This window comes from Roseibium sp. RP-7, assembly GCF_053005225.1.
The window spans coordinates 1026048-1041961 of sequence record NZ_JBRKQA010000001.1; the positions used below are offsets into that span (position 1 = coordinate 1026048).

At 60.0% G+C, this 15914-nt stretch carries 12 protein-coding genes; 8 read left to right on the forward strand and 4 right to left on the reverse strand.

What is annotated here, in order from left to right:
* Positions 1-113 precede the first annotated feature (113 nt).
* Entirely contained in the window at positions 114-1055 is a 942-nt protein-coding gene (locus ACVDG9_RS04690; RefSeq protein ID WP_447238289.1) for a glycine--tRNA ligase subunit alpha, read from the forward strand.
* A 118-nt stretch (positions 1056-1173) separates the two neighbouring features.
* Here ACVDG9_RS04690 and ACVDG9_RS04695 read toward each other — a convergent pair whose 3' ends face one another.
* Positions 1174-1503, reverse strand: coding sequence for a hypothetical protein (locus tag ACVDG9_RS04695; protein WP_447237380.1), 330 nt, complete (start codon positions 1501-1503; stop codon positions 1174-1176).
* Positions 1504-1691: 188 nt separating this feature from the next.
* Here ACVDG9_RS04695 and ACVDG9_RS04700 point away from each other — a divergent pair, with 188 nt between their 5' ends.
* From ACVDG9_RS04700 to gltS, 3 genes are all read left to right on the forward strand, one after another.
* Positions 1692-2252, forward strand: coding sequence for a LemA family protein (locus ACVDG9_RS04700; RefSeq protein WP_082444678.1), 561 nt, complete (start codon positions 1692-1694; stop codon positions 2250-2252).
* Between the two features lie 10 nt (positions 2253-2262).
* A complete protein-coding gene (locus ACVDG9_RS04705; RefSeq protein WP_447237381.1) occupies positions 2263-4209 on the forward strand; it encodes a DUF2207 domain-containing protein in 1947 nt (648 codons plus the stop codon).
* Between the two features lie 82 nt (positions 4210-4291).
* Entirely contained in the window at positions 4292-5512 is a 1221-nt protein-coding gene (gene gltS, locus ACVDG9_RS04710) for a sodium/glutamate symporter (RefSeq protein WP_023001943.1), read from the forward strand.
* Between the two features lie 9 nt (positions 5513-5521).
* On the opposite strand, the gene ACVDG9_RS04715 is transcribed toward gltS, so the two are convergent.
* Positions 5522-6964 (reverse strand): putative bifunctional diguanylate cyclase/phosphodiesterase, encoded by a 1443-nt coding sequence (locus ACVDG9_RS04715; protein WP_023001942.1) that lies wholly within the window; start codon positions 6962-6964, stop codon positions 5522-5524.
* 355 nt (positions 6965-7319) lie between these two features.
* Here ACVDG9_RS04715 and glyS point away from each other — a divergent pair, with 355 nt between their 5' ends.
* Positions 7320-9407 (forward strand): glycine--tRNA ligase subunit beta, encoded by a 2088-nt coding sequence (gene glyS / locus ACVDG9_RS04720; protein ID WP_447237382.1) that lies wholly within the window; start codon positions 7320-7322, stop codon positions 9405-9407.
* Positions 9408-9516: 109 nt separating this feature from the next.
* Here the strand turns inward: glyS and ACVDG9_RS04725 are convergent, their stop codons facing one another.
* A complete protein-coding gene (locus tag ACVDG9_RS04725) occupies positions 9517-10752 on the reverse strand; it encodes an MFS transporter (protein ID WP_023001940.1) in 1236 nt (411 codons plus the stop codon).
* 463 nt (positions 10753-11215) lie between these two features.
* Between ACVDG9_RS04725 and nadA the strand changes: the two genes are divergently transcribed.
* The 3 genes from nadA (at position 11216) to nadC (ending at position 14875) form a co-directional block, all read left to right on the forward strand.
* Positions 11216-12298: a quinolinate synthase NadA gene (gene nadA, locus ACVDG9_RS04730; RefSeq protein ID WP_055657911.1), complete on the forward strand. Its 1083-nt coding sequence runs from the start codon at positions 11216-11218 to the stop codon at positions 12296-12298.
* A 99-nt stretch (positions 12299-12397) separates the two neighbouring features.
* Complete coding sequence (locus ACVDG9_RS04735) at positions 12398-13999, forward strand: L-aspartate oxidase (RefSeq protein ID WP_023001938.1); 1602 nt, start codon at positions 12398-12400, stop codon at positions 13997-13999.
* A 12-nt stretch (positions 14000-14011) separates the two neighbouring features.
* Entirely contained in the window at positions 14012-14875 is an 864-nt protein-coding gene (gene nadC / locus ACVDG9_RS04740; protein ID WP_031269705.1) for a carboxylating nicotinate-nucleotide diphosphorylase, read from the forward strand.
* 208 nt (positions 14876-15083) lie between these two features.
* Here the strand turns inward: nadC and ACVDG9_RS04745 are convergent, their stop codons facing one another.
* On the reverse strand, positions 15084-15677 hold the full coding sequence (locus ACVDG9_RS04745) for a HupE/UreJ family protein (RefSeq protein WP_055657913.1): 594 nt from the start codon (positions 15675-15677) through the stop codon (positions 15084-15086).
* Between the last annotated feature and the right edge of the window lie 237 nt (positions 15678-15914).

A 15914-nucleotide genomic window follows, 5' to 3' on the forward strand; every position in this document is an offset into this window, starting at 1 on the left:
TTGACCTTGCCCCGACATCGTGGCACCTGTCGCCCAAACCGGCGATACGTGCACGCCGGGCACAGCCATATTCGCGGAACATCTTCATGTCGACTGAAACCCTGCCGGCGCACATGCGGCCGGAAAACTCCTTTCAAGGCCTGATCCTGACCCTGCAGCGCTACTGGGCCGACCAGGGCTGTGTTGTGCTTCAGCCTTACGACATGGAAGTCGGCGCCGGTACGTTCCACCCGGCGACCACGCTGCGTTCACTCGGCCCACGTCCGTGGCGGGCTGCCTATGTGCAGCCGTCGCGCCGCCCGACCGACGGCCGTTATGGTGAGAACCCGAACCGTCTGCAGCACTACTACCAGTTCCAGGTGATCCTGAAGCCGTCACCGGCAAACCTTCAGGAGCTCTATCTGAATTCGCTCTACGCGATCGGCCTTGACCCGAAGCTGCACGATATCCGCTTTGTGGAAGACGACTGGGAAAGCCCGACCCTGGGGGCCTGGGGCCTCGGCTGGGAATGCTGGTGCGATGGCATGGAAGTCTCGCAATTCACCTATTTCCAGCAGGTGGCAGGCTTTGAATGCTCGCCCGTCTCCGGCGAACTGACCTACGGCCTTGAGCGCCTGGCGATGTATATTCAGGGCGTCGATAACGTCTATGACCTCAACTACAACGGCATGGAAGGCGATGCCAAGGTCACCTATGGCGATGTTTTCCTGCAGGCTGAGCAGGAATACTCGCGGCACAATTTCGAGCACGCGGACATCGAAATGCTGTTCCGCCATTTCAAGGATGCCGAAGCCGAATGCCGTTCACTGCTGGAAGCCGGTGCGAAAGCACGTGAAGCTGCCGGTGCCAATGTCCATCAGGTGGTGCTGCCGGCCTATGACCAGTGCATCAAGGCCAGCCATGCCTTCAACCTGCTCGACGCGCGCGGCGTCATCTCCGTGACCGAGCGACAGAGCTATATCCTGCGTGTCCGCGAACTTGCCAAGGCCTGCGGCGCCGCCTTCCTGGAAACGGAAGCCGGCGGTGTCGGCTATCACAACCAGGCTGCGGAATAACGCATTCCGGCTTGAGGCGGATCTTCTTGATCAATCGAATGCGGGGCCAGGTTGGCCCCGTTTTCGTCAGGCAATATCCAGGCTGTTCATTTGCCCGCTACCAGCAACCTGCGAAGGCTTACTCGGGTTCCGAGCCCGGCTCGGGCTCCAGTTCACAGGCGAGGCGCATGTCGCCGATGTCCAGGTGGCTTGCATGTCGATTGCCGGAAAACCGGGTGTTTCCCCACTCGAAACTTTCTCCCGAAGTACCTGGAACCGGGTCAAGCAGGACTTGCGTATGTGCCTTTCCGCCGACAGGTCCGGAAAGCGTCGCGGGCCCCGGTTCCTGTGGGGTGAAGATGACGTGAAAGACCAGATCGCCATTCGAACAGCGATACTGGTCAGCAAGCGAAGCATGGGCCTCTTGCGTTGCCAGCACCAACGGCAGCACCGCAAGCGCCGGGATCATTCTGCAAAGTTGCAACACGCACATTGGTGGGCGACCTTTCGTTCAGGCGTTTCGGGCAAGCTCGCCCAAGCTTATCTGCAATCCTGTGTCGAAGATTACAGAATGACTCAATTCAGGCGTCGGTCGCTTGAAGAAGATGACAAGTCAGCACCTCCCGGTTAGCTTCCAGAACACATTTTCTGGAGGTGATTGTCTTGTCCTGGTTCTTTCTTGCAGCGCTGATTGCGCTATCTGTTTTTGCGATCGTTCTTTACAACGGACTTGTCAAGAAACGGCAGATGGTCGAGGAGGGCTGGAGCGGCATCGATGTCCAGCTCAAGCGGCGGGCAAATCTCATTCCCAACCTTGTCGAGACCGTGAAAGGCTACGCCTCGCACGAAAAGGAAGCGCTCGAGGCCGTGACCAGCATGCGCGCGCAAGTTTCGGCAGTGCCGAAGGATGACGTTGCTGGCCGTGCGAAGGCAGAGGGAGAACTCAGTCATGCTCTCGGCCGCCTGTTTGCAGTTGCGGAAGCCTATCCAGACCTGAAGGCAAGTCAGAACTTTTCCGACCTTCACAATTCGCTGGACGAGATCGAAAACGCCATCCAGATGGCGCGCCGTTATTACAATGGTGCGGTCCGGAACCTGAATGTTGCGGTCGAGAGCTTCCCATCCAATCTGATTGCCAACCAGTTCAAGTTCGAAAAGGCCGAGTACTTCGAAATCGAAGACGAGGCTGACCGCGCGGTTCCCAAGGTCCAGTTCTGAGGTGCGCGCAATGCTGAACCGGGTCTCTGCGGGCATCCTGGCCGTCTTCGTCCTGCTGACTGCCGGACTTTGCGCGCAAGCTGACGAACGCATCTTGAAGTTCGTTTCCGATATTGACGTTGCGAGCAATGGCACGCTGACGGTCACGGAGACGATTACCGTTCGTGCGGAAGGCGATCAGATCAAGCGGGGCATTTTCCGCGATATTCCGCTTGCGGTGGAAGGTGCAAACGGGCGCATCTACAAGGCCGGCTTCAAGCTGCTCTCGGTGCTGCAGGACGGCGCCCCGGCCTCCTACCACACCAACGAGAACAGCCGGGGTGTGCGGATCTATGTGGGGGATGAATACACCTTCCTGTCTCCGGGCAATTACACCTACAGCTTCACCTATGAAACCAATCGGCAAATCCGTTTCTTTGAAGACCATGACGAGGTCTACTGGAACGTGACAGGCAATGAATGGATCTTCCCCGTTGATGAGGCCATCGCGCGGGTCGTATTGCCGGAAGGGGTGAAAGCCAGCGCATGGACGGCCTATACGGGCGGCTATGGCGAAACCGGAAATGCCTTTGAGGCACAAAGCGCCCAGGGTGGTTCTGAGATTATCTTCCGGACAACCGAGGTTCTGGGGACCTACGAAGGCTTGTCGATCAACGTCAGCCTTCCGAAGGGCGCAATTGCAGCGCCTACGGAAGCCGAACGGCTGGAGTATTTCGTCGAGGACTACAGATCGGAGCTGATCGGCGGAGCCGGGGTGCTGCTGGTGCTGCTTTATTATTTCACAGCCTGGTGGATGGTTGGCCGGGATCCTTCTGAAGGTGTTGTTTTCCCGAGGTTTTCACCGCCTTCCGGCATCTCGCCGGCTCTTGCCAAATACATTGTCAACCGAGGGTTCGGGGATGGTGGCTGGGTGGCCCTGTCTGCAGCCTGCCTCAACCTCGCGGTCAAGAAACGCTTGCGACTTGAAGAGACGGATGGCGATACAACTCTGGTTCTGAACCGGAAGGGACGGGAAGGTCAGATCCCGGGCTTCGGGCTGCCCAAGGGCGAAGCTGCGCTTGAGGACTGGCTAAGCGGACGAGGTAGTCCATTGACCCTCAACAAGGACAACGGCACCTCTATCCAGGCGCTGGGGAAAAAATTCCGTGCGGCTATCGAGCGGGAGAGCCGAAACGTCTTTTTCAGGGCGAACAGGGGCTATCTCATTCCCGGGTTCATACTGAGCCTGGTTACCATTGTCGCGCTGCTGGCTTTCGGTGGACTGCAGCCGGGTCAGGAAGGGTTCGTCATTGTCTTTCTGGTCTTTTCCGTTTTTGCGACCGTCATTTCAGTCAATCTGGGGAGGGCCATCTTCCGCTTCGCCAGCATGAAACTGCGTATGGCGCTGATCTTCATAGTCTTTGGTCTCGCAATATCAGGGGCAGCCTTCGGTGCCTTCCATGTGAATGGCGGTGTGGATTCCTTGCCTGTTCTGCCGTTCATCGCGGTGGCGCTGGTTGCCCTCAACATCCTGTTCTTCTTCCTGATCGGCGCGCCGACGGCAATCGGCCGCCAGGCCCTCGATGAAATCGAGGGTCTTCGGATGTATCTGAGCGTGGCAGAAAAGGAGCGGCTCAACATGGAAAAGCTTCCGGATATGAGCACCGATCATTTCGAGGAGCTTTTGCCCTACGCCGTTGCACTTGGCGTCGAAAAGCCCTGGGCCAAGGCCTTTGAGGCCTGGCTGACAACCGCTGCCGGGGCGGCCGCGGCCGCCAGCTACCATCCGGGCTGGTACTCCGGCAATCACTTCGATGCCCGGCACGTGTCCGACAGCCTCGGCCGGACGGCAAGTTCCATGGCCGGGTCGTTCCAGTCGTCTCTGCCAGCTCCCAAATCGTCCAGCTCCGGATCGTCGGGTTCCTCCGGCGGCTTTTCCGGCGGCGGTGGCGGCGGTGGCGGTGGCGGCGGCTGGTGACGAGCTGAGGATCGTCAGCTCCGCCTTGCGCAAGCTGCTTCGAACGGCATAGTGGAAGCATCAAGCAGGAGCGGGGGTGCGGATGGCCGGCGAAACGATCACGCTAACGGAATTTGTCAGCTTCAATCTGGCAATCCTCGTCTACTTCCTGGGCGTGCGGCTGAACAAGAAGATACTGGTTCTGGATAGGTTCAACATTCCGGAACCGGTATCAGGCGGCCTGCTTGTCGCGTTCCTGTCCCTCGTGGTCTACCTGAGCCTTGGAACGGAAATCGGGTTCTCCCTGCAGTCGCGTGATTACCTGCTGTATTGTTTCTTTACGGCAATCGGCTTGAACGCCCGCTTCACGGACCTGGCCAAGGGCGGCAAGCCGCTCCTGATCCTGCTGATGCTCACCGTCTGTTACATGCTGCTGCAGAATGCGGTCGGTTCGGGCATTGCGGCTGCGCTGGGTCTGCCCACAGGGTTCGGCCTTCTTGGAGGCACCATTTCGCTGGTTGGCGGCCACGGCACGGCAATTGCGTGGGGGCCGAAGCTGGCCACCGACTATGGCGTTCCAGGGGCGGTCGAGATCGGTGCCGCAACGGCAACGCTCGGCTTGATCGCCGCCAGCCTTCTTGGCGGTCCGGTGGGCAAGTTCCTGATCGAAAAACGGGGTGGCAAACCGGATCCGAACCGCCCGGAAGAAGCCCCCATGATCGGCCTTGAGATGGAACGAGAGGCAGACACGAGCGTGACCCACACCGGGCTGATGCGCTCGCTGTTGGTTCTCAACATCGCCATTGGCCTCGGCGTCGCGCTTCAGGAAGCCTTGAGCGCGGGAATAGGCCTCGATCTGCCGGTCTTCGTCTGCTGTCTCTTCTGTGGCATCGTGCTGTCAAACACCGTGCCGCTGGTCTTTCCGAAAATGACTTGGCCGGCCCGGTCCAAGTCCCTGGCGGTCTTGTCGGACCTTGCACTTGGCATCTTTCTGACGATGTCACTCATGAGCCTGCAGCTCTGGACCATCGCGGGACTGGCGGGGCCGATGCTGCTCATTCTTTTCACGCAGGTCGTCGTTGCGGCCGCCTTCATTATCCTGGCGCTTTATCCGTTGATGGGCCGGAACTACAACGCGGCGGTGCTGGGGGCGGGCTTTGCGGGGTTTGCACTGGGCGCGACACCGACGGCCATTGCCAACATGACCGCAATCACCAAACACTTTGGCCCGGCAACCCAGGCATTCCTGATCCTGCCGCTCGTGTCCGCATTCTTCGTGGATCTGGCCAATGCGGTCATCATCCTTCTGTTTCTCGGAGGATGAGAGGCGCGGTCAGGCGGCGTCTGTCTTCTCGCTGAAAGGAAACCGTCCGTCGACCTGGGATTCCAGCAGGCTGCAGGCTTCGTCTGAAGTAACGGCCGCGGCGTAAAGGAAGCCTTGGCCGTAGTGACAGCCGTTGGAATTCAACGCGTCATGGACCGCGCTTTCCTCGATCCCTTCCGCGACGGCGTCGATGTCGAGACCCTTGGATAGGACCAGTATGGCCTCGACGATGGCGGCACACTGCTTGTCTTCCAGCATGCGTTCGGTGAAGGACTTGTCGATCTTGACCTTCTTGATCGGGAAATCGCGCAGATAGCTCAGGCTGGAATGGCCCGCGCCGAAATCGTCGAGCGCAATGGAAATGCCGGCTTCCGTCAGCTCGGTCAGGATGCGTTTGGCCGATTCCGGGTTCTTCACCAGCGACGTTTCGGTGATCTCCAGCACCAGCCGTCTGGGCGGAAATTCGAATTTCTTCAAGATGGCATTGATCTGGGTCGGCAAAGCCGGATCCTGCAACTGCACCGGCGACAGATTGAAGGACAGGTAGAGATCGTCCGGCCAGGTGGCGGCGACCTTGCAGGCATCCTCCAGCAGATGCTGGGTCAGCTCGGAGATGATGCCGCAGTCTTCGGCAATCGGGATGAACTGCAGCGGCGGTACCTTGCCGAAATCGGCATCGGTCCAGCGCGCAAGGGCCTCGAACCCTGCGATGCGGCCGGAATCCATATCCAGGATCGGCTGGTAATAGGCCTTCACCTCATGTTCCGAAATTGCGCGGCGCAGACGCTGTTCCAGAAGCGTGCGATGCAGGATCGAGGCATCCATGTCGACCTCGAAGAACCGGTAGGTCGAGCGCCCAGAGGATTTGGCCCGGTAAAGGGCAATATCGGCCCGGCGCAATAGCTCGGTGACCGCGTGGCCGTCATGGGGATAAAGCGCGATGCCGATACCTGTGCCGATGGAAATCTGGCGGTCGCCGAACTCGAAACGATCGTTGATCCGCGTCAACAGTCGCCTGGCGAAGCCGGCTGCCTCGGATTTGTCCTTGAACACCGGGGAGACGATGGCAAATTCGTCCCCTCCGAGACGGGCGACAATGCCTTCCTTGCCGAGAGTTTCGGCCAGTCGGTCGGCAAAGCTTCGCAGCAGATTATCGCCAAAGGCATGACCATAGACGTCGTTGATCGGTTTGAACCCGTCGAGGTCGAGCATCATTACGGCACGAAAGCAGTCAGGCTTCACCTCACGGGTCAGATCGGCAAAGGCCTCCAGCAGTCGGCGGCGATTTGGCAGCCCGGTCAGCGGGTCGTGCTGGGCAAGGGCCAGGGCTTCGGAATGAGCCGAGGATCTTGCCTTCAGCTCCTTGCGCAAACGGCGCGTTGCCCACGTGCCATATCCCAGACTGAAGATGGCGATGCCCAGAAGGAGGCTGGTGACCACGTCGAACGTCATTTGCGAATTATGGATTTGGTAGGTCGGGAAAAGTACTGGAAGGACCTTAACCCCAGTAAAAATGACAAGAACTATCGCAAGTAACGCAACTATAGATCGTGTCATATATCTGTTGTCTGCAACTTCCCGGTTCGCCACAAGGTCGGTCCCAATACATACAACTGCTAACAAGTCGCGCAGTTTCACATGCAATCCTTGAAGAAGAGTGAAACAAAGCAGACGGACTGGCGTCAAAATGGGCAGGTCGCCCGTTGTCCGGTTCCGCGAAAGGGGGTGACAAGTCTCCGTTGTCTTGGTAACGGACGGCGCAAACCGTTTCCGGTGTTATTCCACCAGACCAAAGGTCCAGATATCCATGCCCGATCTTCTGCTTGAACTTTTCAGCGAAGAGATTCCGGCCCGCATGCAGCGCAAGGCGGCCGAAGACCTGAAATCTCTCGTGACCAATGCCCTGGTGGATGCCGGTTTGCCATATGAGGGAGCAAAGGCCTTCGCGACACCGCGGCGTCTGGCCCTGCATGTTGCCGGCGTTCCCGCCGGCTCTGCCGCCACGCGTGAAGAACGCAAGGGACCGCGCGTCGGATCTCCCGAAAAGGCACTGGAAGGCTTCCTGAGAGGCGCAGGGCTGACGTCGATCGATCAGGCAACCATCCAGACGGACCCGAAAAAGGGCGATTTCTACGTTGCGGTGATCGAAAAGCCGGGCCGTTCGGCGATCGACGTCATTGCCGAGTTCATGCCGGGCATCCTGCGCAACTTCCCCTGGCCGAAAGCCATGCGCTGGGGCACTGGATCCACACGCTGGGTGCGGCCGCTGCACTCAATCGTCGCGACCTTCGGTCCGGAAACGGAAGAGCCGGACGTGGTTCCGTTTGAATTCGATGGCATAAAGGCGGGCAAGACCACACGCGGCCACCGCTTCCTGGCGGACGAGGCCTTTGACGTGCGCCGTTTCGACGACTATGCGCCTTCGCTTGAGAAGCACAAGGTCGTGCTGGATGCCGACCGCCGCAAGGACATCATCCAGAATGACGCCAAGGATTGTGCACTGGCACTAGGCCTCGATCTGGTGGAGGATCCGGGTCTTCTGGAAGAGGTTGCCGGGCTGGTTGAATGGCCTGTGGTGCTGACGGGCAGCTTCGACGAGGATTTCCTGACGATCCCGGACGAGTGCATTCAGCTGACCATCAAGGTCAACCAGAAGTGCTTCGTGCTGAAGAACCCGGCTACCGGGCGCCTTGCCAACAAGTTCGTGCTGATTTCCAACATCATTGCCGACGATGGCGGCAAGCTGATCGTGGCCGGCAACGAAAAGGTTATCCGTGCACGCCTGTCCGATGCCCGCTTCTTCTGGGAAACCGACCTGAAGTCGAAACTTTCGGACAACCTGCCCAAGCTGGATGAAGTGAAGTTTCACGAAAAGCTCGGCAGCGTTGGCGAGCGGGTGAAGCGTCTGATCGCGCTTTCGGCCGAACTGGCCGCGTTTGCCGGGGCGGACGAAACCAAGGCCAAACGCGCGGCGGAACTCGCCAAGGCGGACCTTGTCTCCAACATGGTGTTCGAATTCCCGGAATTGCAGGGCCTCATGGGCCGCTACTATGCGACAGCCCAGGGCGAGGATGCGTCGGTGGCAACGGCTATCGAAGAGCATTACAAGCCGCAGGGACCAAGTGACAGCGTGCCGACCGACCCGGTCGCCGTTGCCGTGGCCCTTGCCGAAAAGCTGGACCTTCTCGCAGGTTTCTGGGCCATCGATGAAAAGCCGACCGGCTCCAAGGACCCTTACGCGCTTCGCCGCGCGGCTCTGGGCGTGATCCGGATCATTCTGGAAAACAACCTCAGGATCAGGCTGGGCGATGCCATTCGTTCCGCTCTGGACCTTCAAGGTGTTGAAGCGAGTGATCCCGCAGCCCTTGTAGCCGATCTGCTGTCCTTCTTCGGGGATCGCCTGAAAGTCCACCTGAAGGATGAAGGCGCGCGCCACGATCTGATCGACGCGGTCTTTGCATTGGAAGGCCAGGACGATCTCCTGATGGTGGTTCGCCGTGTCGAGGCGCTTGGCAAGTTCGTATCGTCCGACGACGGCACCAACCTGCTGGCTGGCTACAAGCGTGCGGTCAATATTCTGAAGGCCGAGGAAAAGAAGGACGGCAGCCCTGTTTCCGGCAAGCCGCACGCCGACCACTTCCAGGAGCAGGCCGAAATCGATCTGGCCGCCGCCATCGATGTGGCCCGGGCTGAAGCGGCCGACGCCGTGGCAAGCGAGAACTTCGAAGGCGCAATGGAAGCGCTGTCGAAATTGCGTGCTCCGGTCGACCGTTTCTTCGACGATATCCTGGTCAATGCCGAGGACGCCACGCTGCGCATGAACCGCCTGCAGCTCCTTGCTGAAATCCGCGATGCGACCCACGTGGTGGCGGACTTCTCGAAAGTGGCTGGGTAAACGGAATTGGCCGGTTAAGCGAAACGGAACTGACAAACAAAAAGGCGGGCCTTGAGCCCGCCTTTTTCGTTCTTTGCCTCAACGTTCAAGTTTGAAGGTCCGGCGTCTCTTACTCGGCAGGTGCAGCAGCGAGCCGGTCAACGGGTCTTTCCTGGATCGGCCAGTGCACGATGGCGGCGAAGATGCCGAGGGCGATGCCCAGCCACCAGATGGCGTCATAGGAGCCTGTTTCGTCGTAGATCTTGCCACCGAGCCACACACCCAGGAACGAGCCGACCTGGTGTGACAGGAAGACGAAGCCGAACAGGGTTGCCATGTAGCGCGGCCCGAACATGACGGCGACGAGGCCGGATGTCGGCGGCACGGTCGACAGCCACAGGAGACCCATCACGCCGGAGAACACGAGCACCGAGGCAGGCGTGACCGGCAGCATGATGAAGGCGAAAATCGCGACGGCGCGGCCAAGGTAGATCAGCGACAGGAAGATCGGCTTGGAATAGCGGCCGGAAATATATCCTGACAGCAGCGAACCCGCGATGTTGCAAAGTCCGATGAGGGCGATGGCCGTAGCGCCCCAGGCGGGGTCAAGGCCAAGGTCGGCGATATAGGGCGGCAGGTGCACCGTGATGAAGGCGACGTGAAAGCCGCAGACGAAAAAGCCGAAGGTGAGCAGGATAAATCCGCGTGTTCCGAAGGCTTCGGAAATGGCGGAGGTCAGCTTCTGGTCGTTCGCCGGATTGCTGTCTTTCGGCATCTCCGACTTGCCCCTGAGCGCGATCGCCAGAAGCGGAACAATTGCCACAAGGCCGGCGAAGACGATCAGGGTCTGCTGCCAGCCGATGCTGGCAATCAGCGTGCCGCCAAGTGGGGCAAACAGGAACTGGCCGAGAGATCCGGAGGCTGTGCCGATACCGAAGGCCAGCGTTCTCTGTGAAGGCGAGACGGCACGGCCGAAAGCCGCCAGAACGAGCGAGAAGGACGAACACGCAATGCCGAGCCCGATGAGCACACCTGCGGAAATGTGCAGGGCGACGGTGCTTTCCGCGTCGATCATCAGCAAAAGGCCGGCACAGTAGAGGACTGCGCCAAGTGTCATGGTCTTCCAGGTTCCGAACCGGTCGGCCATCATGCCGGCGATCGGCTGTCCGATGCCCCACATAAGGTTCTGGATCGCCAGTGCCAGTGCGAAGATCTCGCGGCTCCAGTCCCTGGCCTCGGTCATGGGCTGAAAGAACAGGCCCATGGCAGAACGCGGCCCGAACGAAATGAGGGCGATCAAACAGCCGCAGGAAATCACCAGCGGTATATTCGGGCCGACCCGGCCGGTGGAAGAAGCTGTTGTCATGGATGAGTCTCTGATCGTGAAATTACGATAGGTATAGTCTGAAGCCATCCAATCGCAAAACGCGTAATTTTGATGGATTGATCAACGTTGCAAATGGAACGGCAAAACTTGGATCACGCCAGTGCGTCGCGCGTTCGCGGTGGAAACGCAGCAACAGATGCTGTGAGAGCCCGGTTGGTTTTGCCGTTTGCATCTCGTGTGTGAAGGCGATAATTGTTAGCTGGCTTTCCGGAAATGGAAAAGTTGCGCCTTAAGCTCACGAAAACAAAGGCAAATCGGATTTCCCGCGAGAATTTTTCGGATTTTTGTAGATTTTCGATTTGCTGATGACTATATAAACTCCGAAAGAGCAAAAGTATGGGCATCACCGCCCGTTTTCTTTTGCCTCTGATATGCTCAAGTTGAGTATAATTAAATAGCGGCACAAAATACCCCTCGCGCCGCGCAAAAAAGGGAGGTCGCCATGACCATTGCCCAGACCAAAGCACCGGTTGGAGCACCGATTGCCGCCGGACTGACGGCACTGGAGCGTTTCGGCAAGCTGGAGCGCCCGGACCTGCGTTATACGCCGGAGGTCGCAGAGGCGACTGCGCCGATCTACGAGAAGGTCAAGCACATCATCCCGGCCATCGAATGGCCTGCTCTGGCGCCGACCATCCATGCGATCAACAAGCTGAAGAAGCAGCGCAACGCGGTTATCCTGGCGCACAACTACATGACGCCGGATATCTACCACGGTGTTGCCGATATCGTTGGCGACAGCCTGCAGCTGGCCATCGAGGCGACCCGCACCGATGCGGAAGTCATCGTCCAGTGCGGCGTGCACTTCATGGCCGAGACCTCGAAGATCCTGAGCCCGGAAAAGACCGTACTGATCCCGGACATGCGTGCAGGCTGCTCGCTGGCTGAATCCATTACCGGTGCCGATGTGCGGGCCCTGCGCGAGCGGAACCCCGGCATCCCGATCATCACCTACGTGAACACGTCTGCCGACGTGAAGGCGGAATGCGACATCTGCTGCACGTCTTCCAACGCGCTGCAGGTCGTGGAAAGCTTCGGCGTCGACAAGGTGTTCCTGATCCCGGACAAGTATCTGGCTGCAAACGTCGGCAACAAGACCGACGTCGAGGTTCTGGTCTGGGACGGTGCCTGCGAAGTGCATGAGCGCTTCACCGCGGAAGAGCTGCGTGACTATCGCAAGATCGAACCGAATGTGAAGATCATTGCCCATCCGGAGTGCCCGCCCGAAGTGGTCGCGGAAGCCGACTTCGCCGGTTCCACCGCGCACATGATCGACTGGGTCAAGACAAAGCGTCCGGAAAAGGTGATGATGATCACCGAGTGCTCCATGGCGGACAATGTTGCCAGCGAAACGCCGGGTGTCGACTACATCCGCCCTTGCAACCTTTGCCCGCACATGAAGCGGATCACGCTGAACAAGATCCTCGACACTCTCCTGGAGATGAAAGAGGAAGTGGTCGTCGACCCGGCGGTGGCCGACAGGGCCCGCACCGCGGTCGAGCGGATGATCAACTTGAAAATCTGACCGGCTTCGGTCTAAACCGCATCTATGCGATTGCTTCCGGGCCTGCCGGCCCGGGAGTTTCTTTGGGGCTCTTGCCCCGTCTGTTCCAGGAAGTTTCCCATGGCCGTGTCGGTTGAGGATTTTGCACCTGCCTATATAGGCAAGGATGTGGATGATGTCGTCATTCTGGGGGGAGGTCTGGCAGGCCTTTTCTGCGCGCTGAAGCTCAGCCCGCGTCCGGTCACCGTCATCACCAACGCACCGATCGGGCAGGGGGCGTCGTCTGCCTGGGCGCAGGGCGGTATTGCCGCTGCGATCTCCGAGCAGGACTCGGTGGAAAAACACCGCGACGATACGCTGGCCGCCGGCTGCGGCATCTGCGAGGAAAAGATCGTCGAAGAGATGACCCGCGAAGGCAGTGCCCGGGTTCATGACCTCTTGTCCTATGGCGTTCCGTTCGATCAGGATCTCGAAGGCCGGCTGAAGTTTTCGCGCGAAGCCGCTCATTCCCAGAGCCGGGTCGTACGTGTGCGCGGCGACATGGCAGGCCGGGCGATCATGGATGCCCTGATCGCCGCTGTTCGCAAGACGCCGTCGATCCGCATTCTGGAAGGCTACATCGGTGAAAGCTTCATTGGCGAGGGACGGTATGTAACCGGGGTCCTGGCGCGCCGGCGCGGCGGCCTGGAACGGCTGATTTTCCCGGCAAAGGCTGTGGTGCTTGCTTCCGGCGGCATCGGCCACCTCTACGAACTGACGACCAACCCGCACGAAGCCAACGGTCATGGTCTTGCCATGGCGGCCCGCGCCGGCGCGGTGATTGCCGATGCCGAATTCGTGCAGTTTCACCCGACCGCGCTTGATCTCGGCAAGGATCCGGCACCGCTGGCAACCGAAGCGCTGCGCGGCGAGGGAGCTACCCTCGTCAACAAGGCCGGCGAACGCTTCATGGAAGGTGTTCACCCGGAATTGGAACTGGCGCCGCGCGACATCGTTGCCCGGGCCATTCACCGGGAAGTGTCCGAAGGCCGGGGGGCCTTCCTGGACTGCCGGACAGCGATCGGCGAAAGGTTCAAGGACGATTTTCCGACCGTCTTCGCGGCAGCCTCCGCAGCAGGCATCGATCCGGCGAAGGATCTGCTGCCCGTGGCGCCCGCTGAGCATTACCACATGGGCGGGGTCCTGACCGATGCCAACGGCCGGACGTCGCTTGACGGTCTGTGGGCCGCGGGTGAAGTGGCTTCAACCGGTGCCCACGGCGCCAACCGCCTGGCATCCAATTCGCTGCTGGAGGCGGTCGTTTTTGCCGCGCGCATCGCGGAAGATATCCAGGGCCTGATGCCGACCCCGCGCAGTGCCTACTGGAACGAGATGGACGATGCTCCGGGCTTGCCGAGCCAGCGCAACGTCGAGGAGCGGGAAGCGATCACCGTTCTGCGCAAGACACTGGCGCGCAATGTCGGCGTGCTGCGCGACGCGGCCGGCCTCAAGACGGCCCTGGCCGATATTGCGCAGGTTGAACAGAATTGCGTGCGCCAGTCGATCCTCAACATGATGGTCGCCGGGCGTATCATCACCGCGGCGGCGCTGAAGCGCGAGGAAAGCCGTGGCGGGCATTTCCGCAAGGATTTCCCGCAGGAAAACCCTGACATGGCAAGCCGCTCCTACACCACCTTGAAGGAAGTCGAAGCCATCACCGCCGAGGCCCTGGAAACTGCCTGACCGGAGAGGCGCATGACCCGTAGATTTTTGCCCGAGCTGCCACGCCTGATGGTGGATGAAGCCGTCAAGGCCGCTCTTCTGGAAGACTGGGGCCGGGCGGGTGACGTCACCAGCCAGGCAACGCTGCCACCCGATGCAAAAGCCTCCGCCGTGATTGCCGCGCGCAAACCGGGCGTTCTCGCCGGATTAGCCTTCGCCGAAAGCGCCTTTCGTCAGACGGATGCCGGTTTGCATTTCGAGGCCGTTCTGGCAGATGGTGACCGGTTGTCGCCCAAGGCGGTCGTCGCCCGGATCGAAGGTCCGGCCCGCGCGCTTCTGGCCGCTGAACGGGTGGCGCTGAACTTCCTGGGTCACTTGTCAGGCATTGCGACGGCTACGTCGAAATTCGCCGATCTGATCGCACACACCAAGGCGGACATCGTCTGCACCCGCAAGACGACACCTGGTCTGCGTGCGTTCGAGAAATATGCGGTCAAATGTGGCGGCGGTTCCAACCATCGCTTCGGTCTCGATGATGCGATCCTGATCAAGGACAACCACATCGCGGTCGCCGGCGGTGTGACGCAAGCCATCGAAGCCGCCAAGGCTTTCGCCGGTCATCTGGTGAAGATCGAGGTGGAAGTCGACACGCTGGAACAGCTGGACGAGGCACTTGCCGCCGGTCCTGACGTGGTCATGCTCGATAACATGCCGCCTGAAGTCCTGAAGCAGGCCGTTGCAAAGGCCGGAGGCAAGGTTCTGCTGGAAGCATCCGGTGGAATAGAGCTCGATACGGTCAAGGCCGTCGCCGAAGCCGGGGTTGACCTGATCTCCTCAGGCTGGATCACCCATTCGGCTCCGGTTCTGGATCTGGGTCTGGATATCGAGATCGGCTGAGACCTCTTTACCGGCTACCCGTTCGGTGTTCTGCCCTGTCTGCCATCCCGTCTCTACGTCATCCTGAGAAGGACCGTCAGGTCCATCTCGAAGGATGGGCCGCTTGCTCTGAAGTTTGCCGGCCATCCTTCGAAACAGCGCTGCGCGCATGCTCAGATGTGGGTGAGCAGGGGACGACAGTCGCGGCTGTTTTAATCAGTCACCGAACTCACGCTGCTGCAAGATACAAGCCGCCGAGTGCCGTCAGCACACCCAGGCTGCGAATGATGCGTGGTGCCCAGGCGGGATCGTTCCGGGTGGCCACATTGGCGCCGTAGCCGATCAGGAGCCCGGCCGCATGCAGGAGCGCGGTCGCCAAAACAAAGCCACCGGCATAGGAAAGTTCGCCAGCCGAGCCGATTTCACCGCCGTGGGCATGGCCGTGACAAATGCCGAACACCCCCACCAGTGCCGCACACACCCCAAGTGGCAGGCGCAAGGCAAGGGCGACAACGACACCCAGAACCACGACCGATGTCAGAATGAACGGTTCGACGTAGGGCAGCGGAATGCCGGCAAGCGAGAGCAGGAATCCGACGATCATCGCACCGACGAAGGCGGTCGGCAGAGCCCAGACGGCGCGCCCGCCAAGAAGGGCGGCCCAAAGGCCAACGGCAATCATCGCCAGCACGTGATCGGTACCGAACAGTGGATGCGTGAAGCCGGCGGCAAAGGAGCCGTGTTCGGACGGATCCAGATGGGCAAGGGCGGGAGAGGCGGTCAACAGGCCGAACGCGGTGGCAAGGCCGAGGCGGTAGAGCATGAAATGTTCCTTCGGTTGGTCACTCCGGTGCCCCGGGATGGGTCGCACCGTTCATGAAGAGCTCAAGACCTGTGTACTATCGATGATTCTGGGAGCCTGTAAACCACAACGGCGGTCTCTTTCGTGAGGCGTGTGCCGGGTAGCGCAACGGAAGAACTGCGACAATGTAGTCCGGTTTCCCGATAGGGAGCAGCTTTTCAGGCTGCTAAATTTCCGGCTGAAGGTTCTTCAAGATCG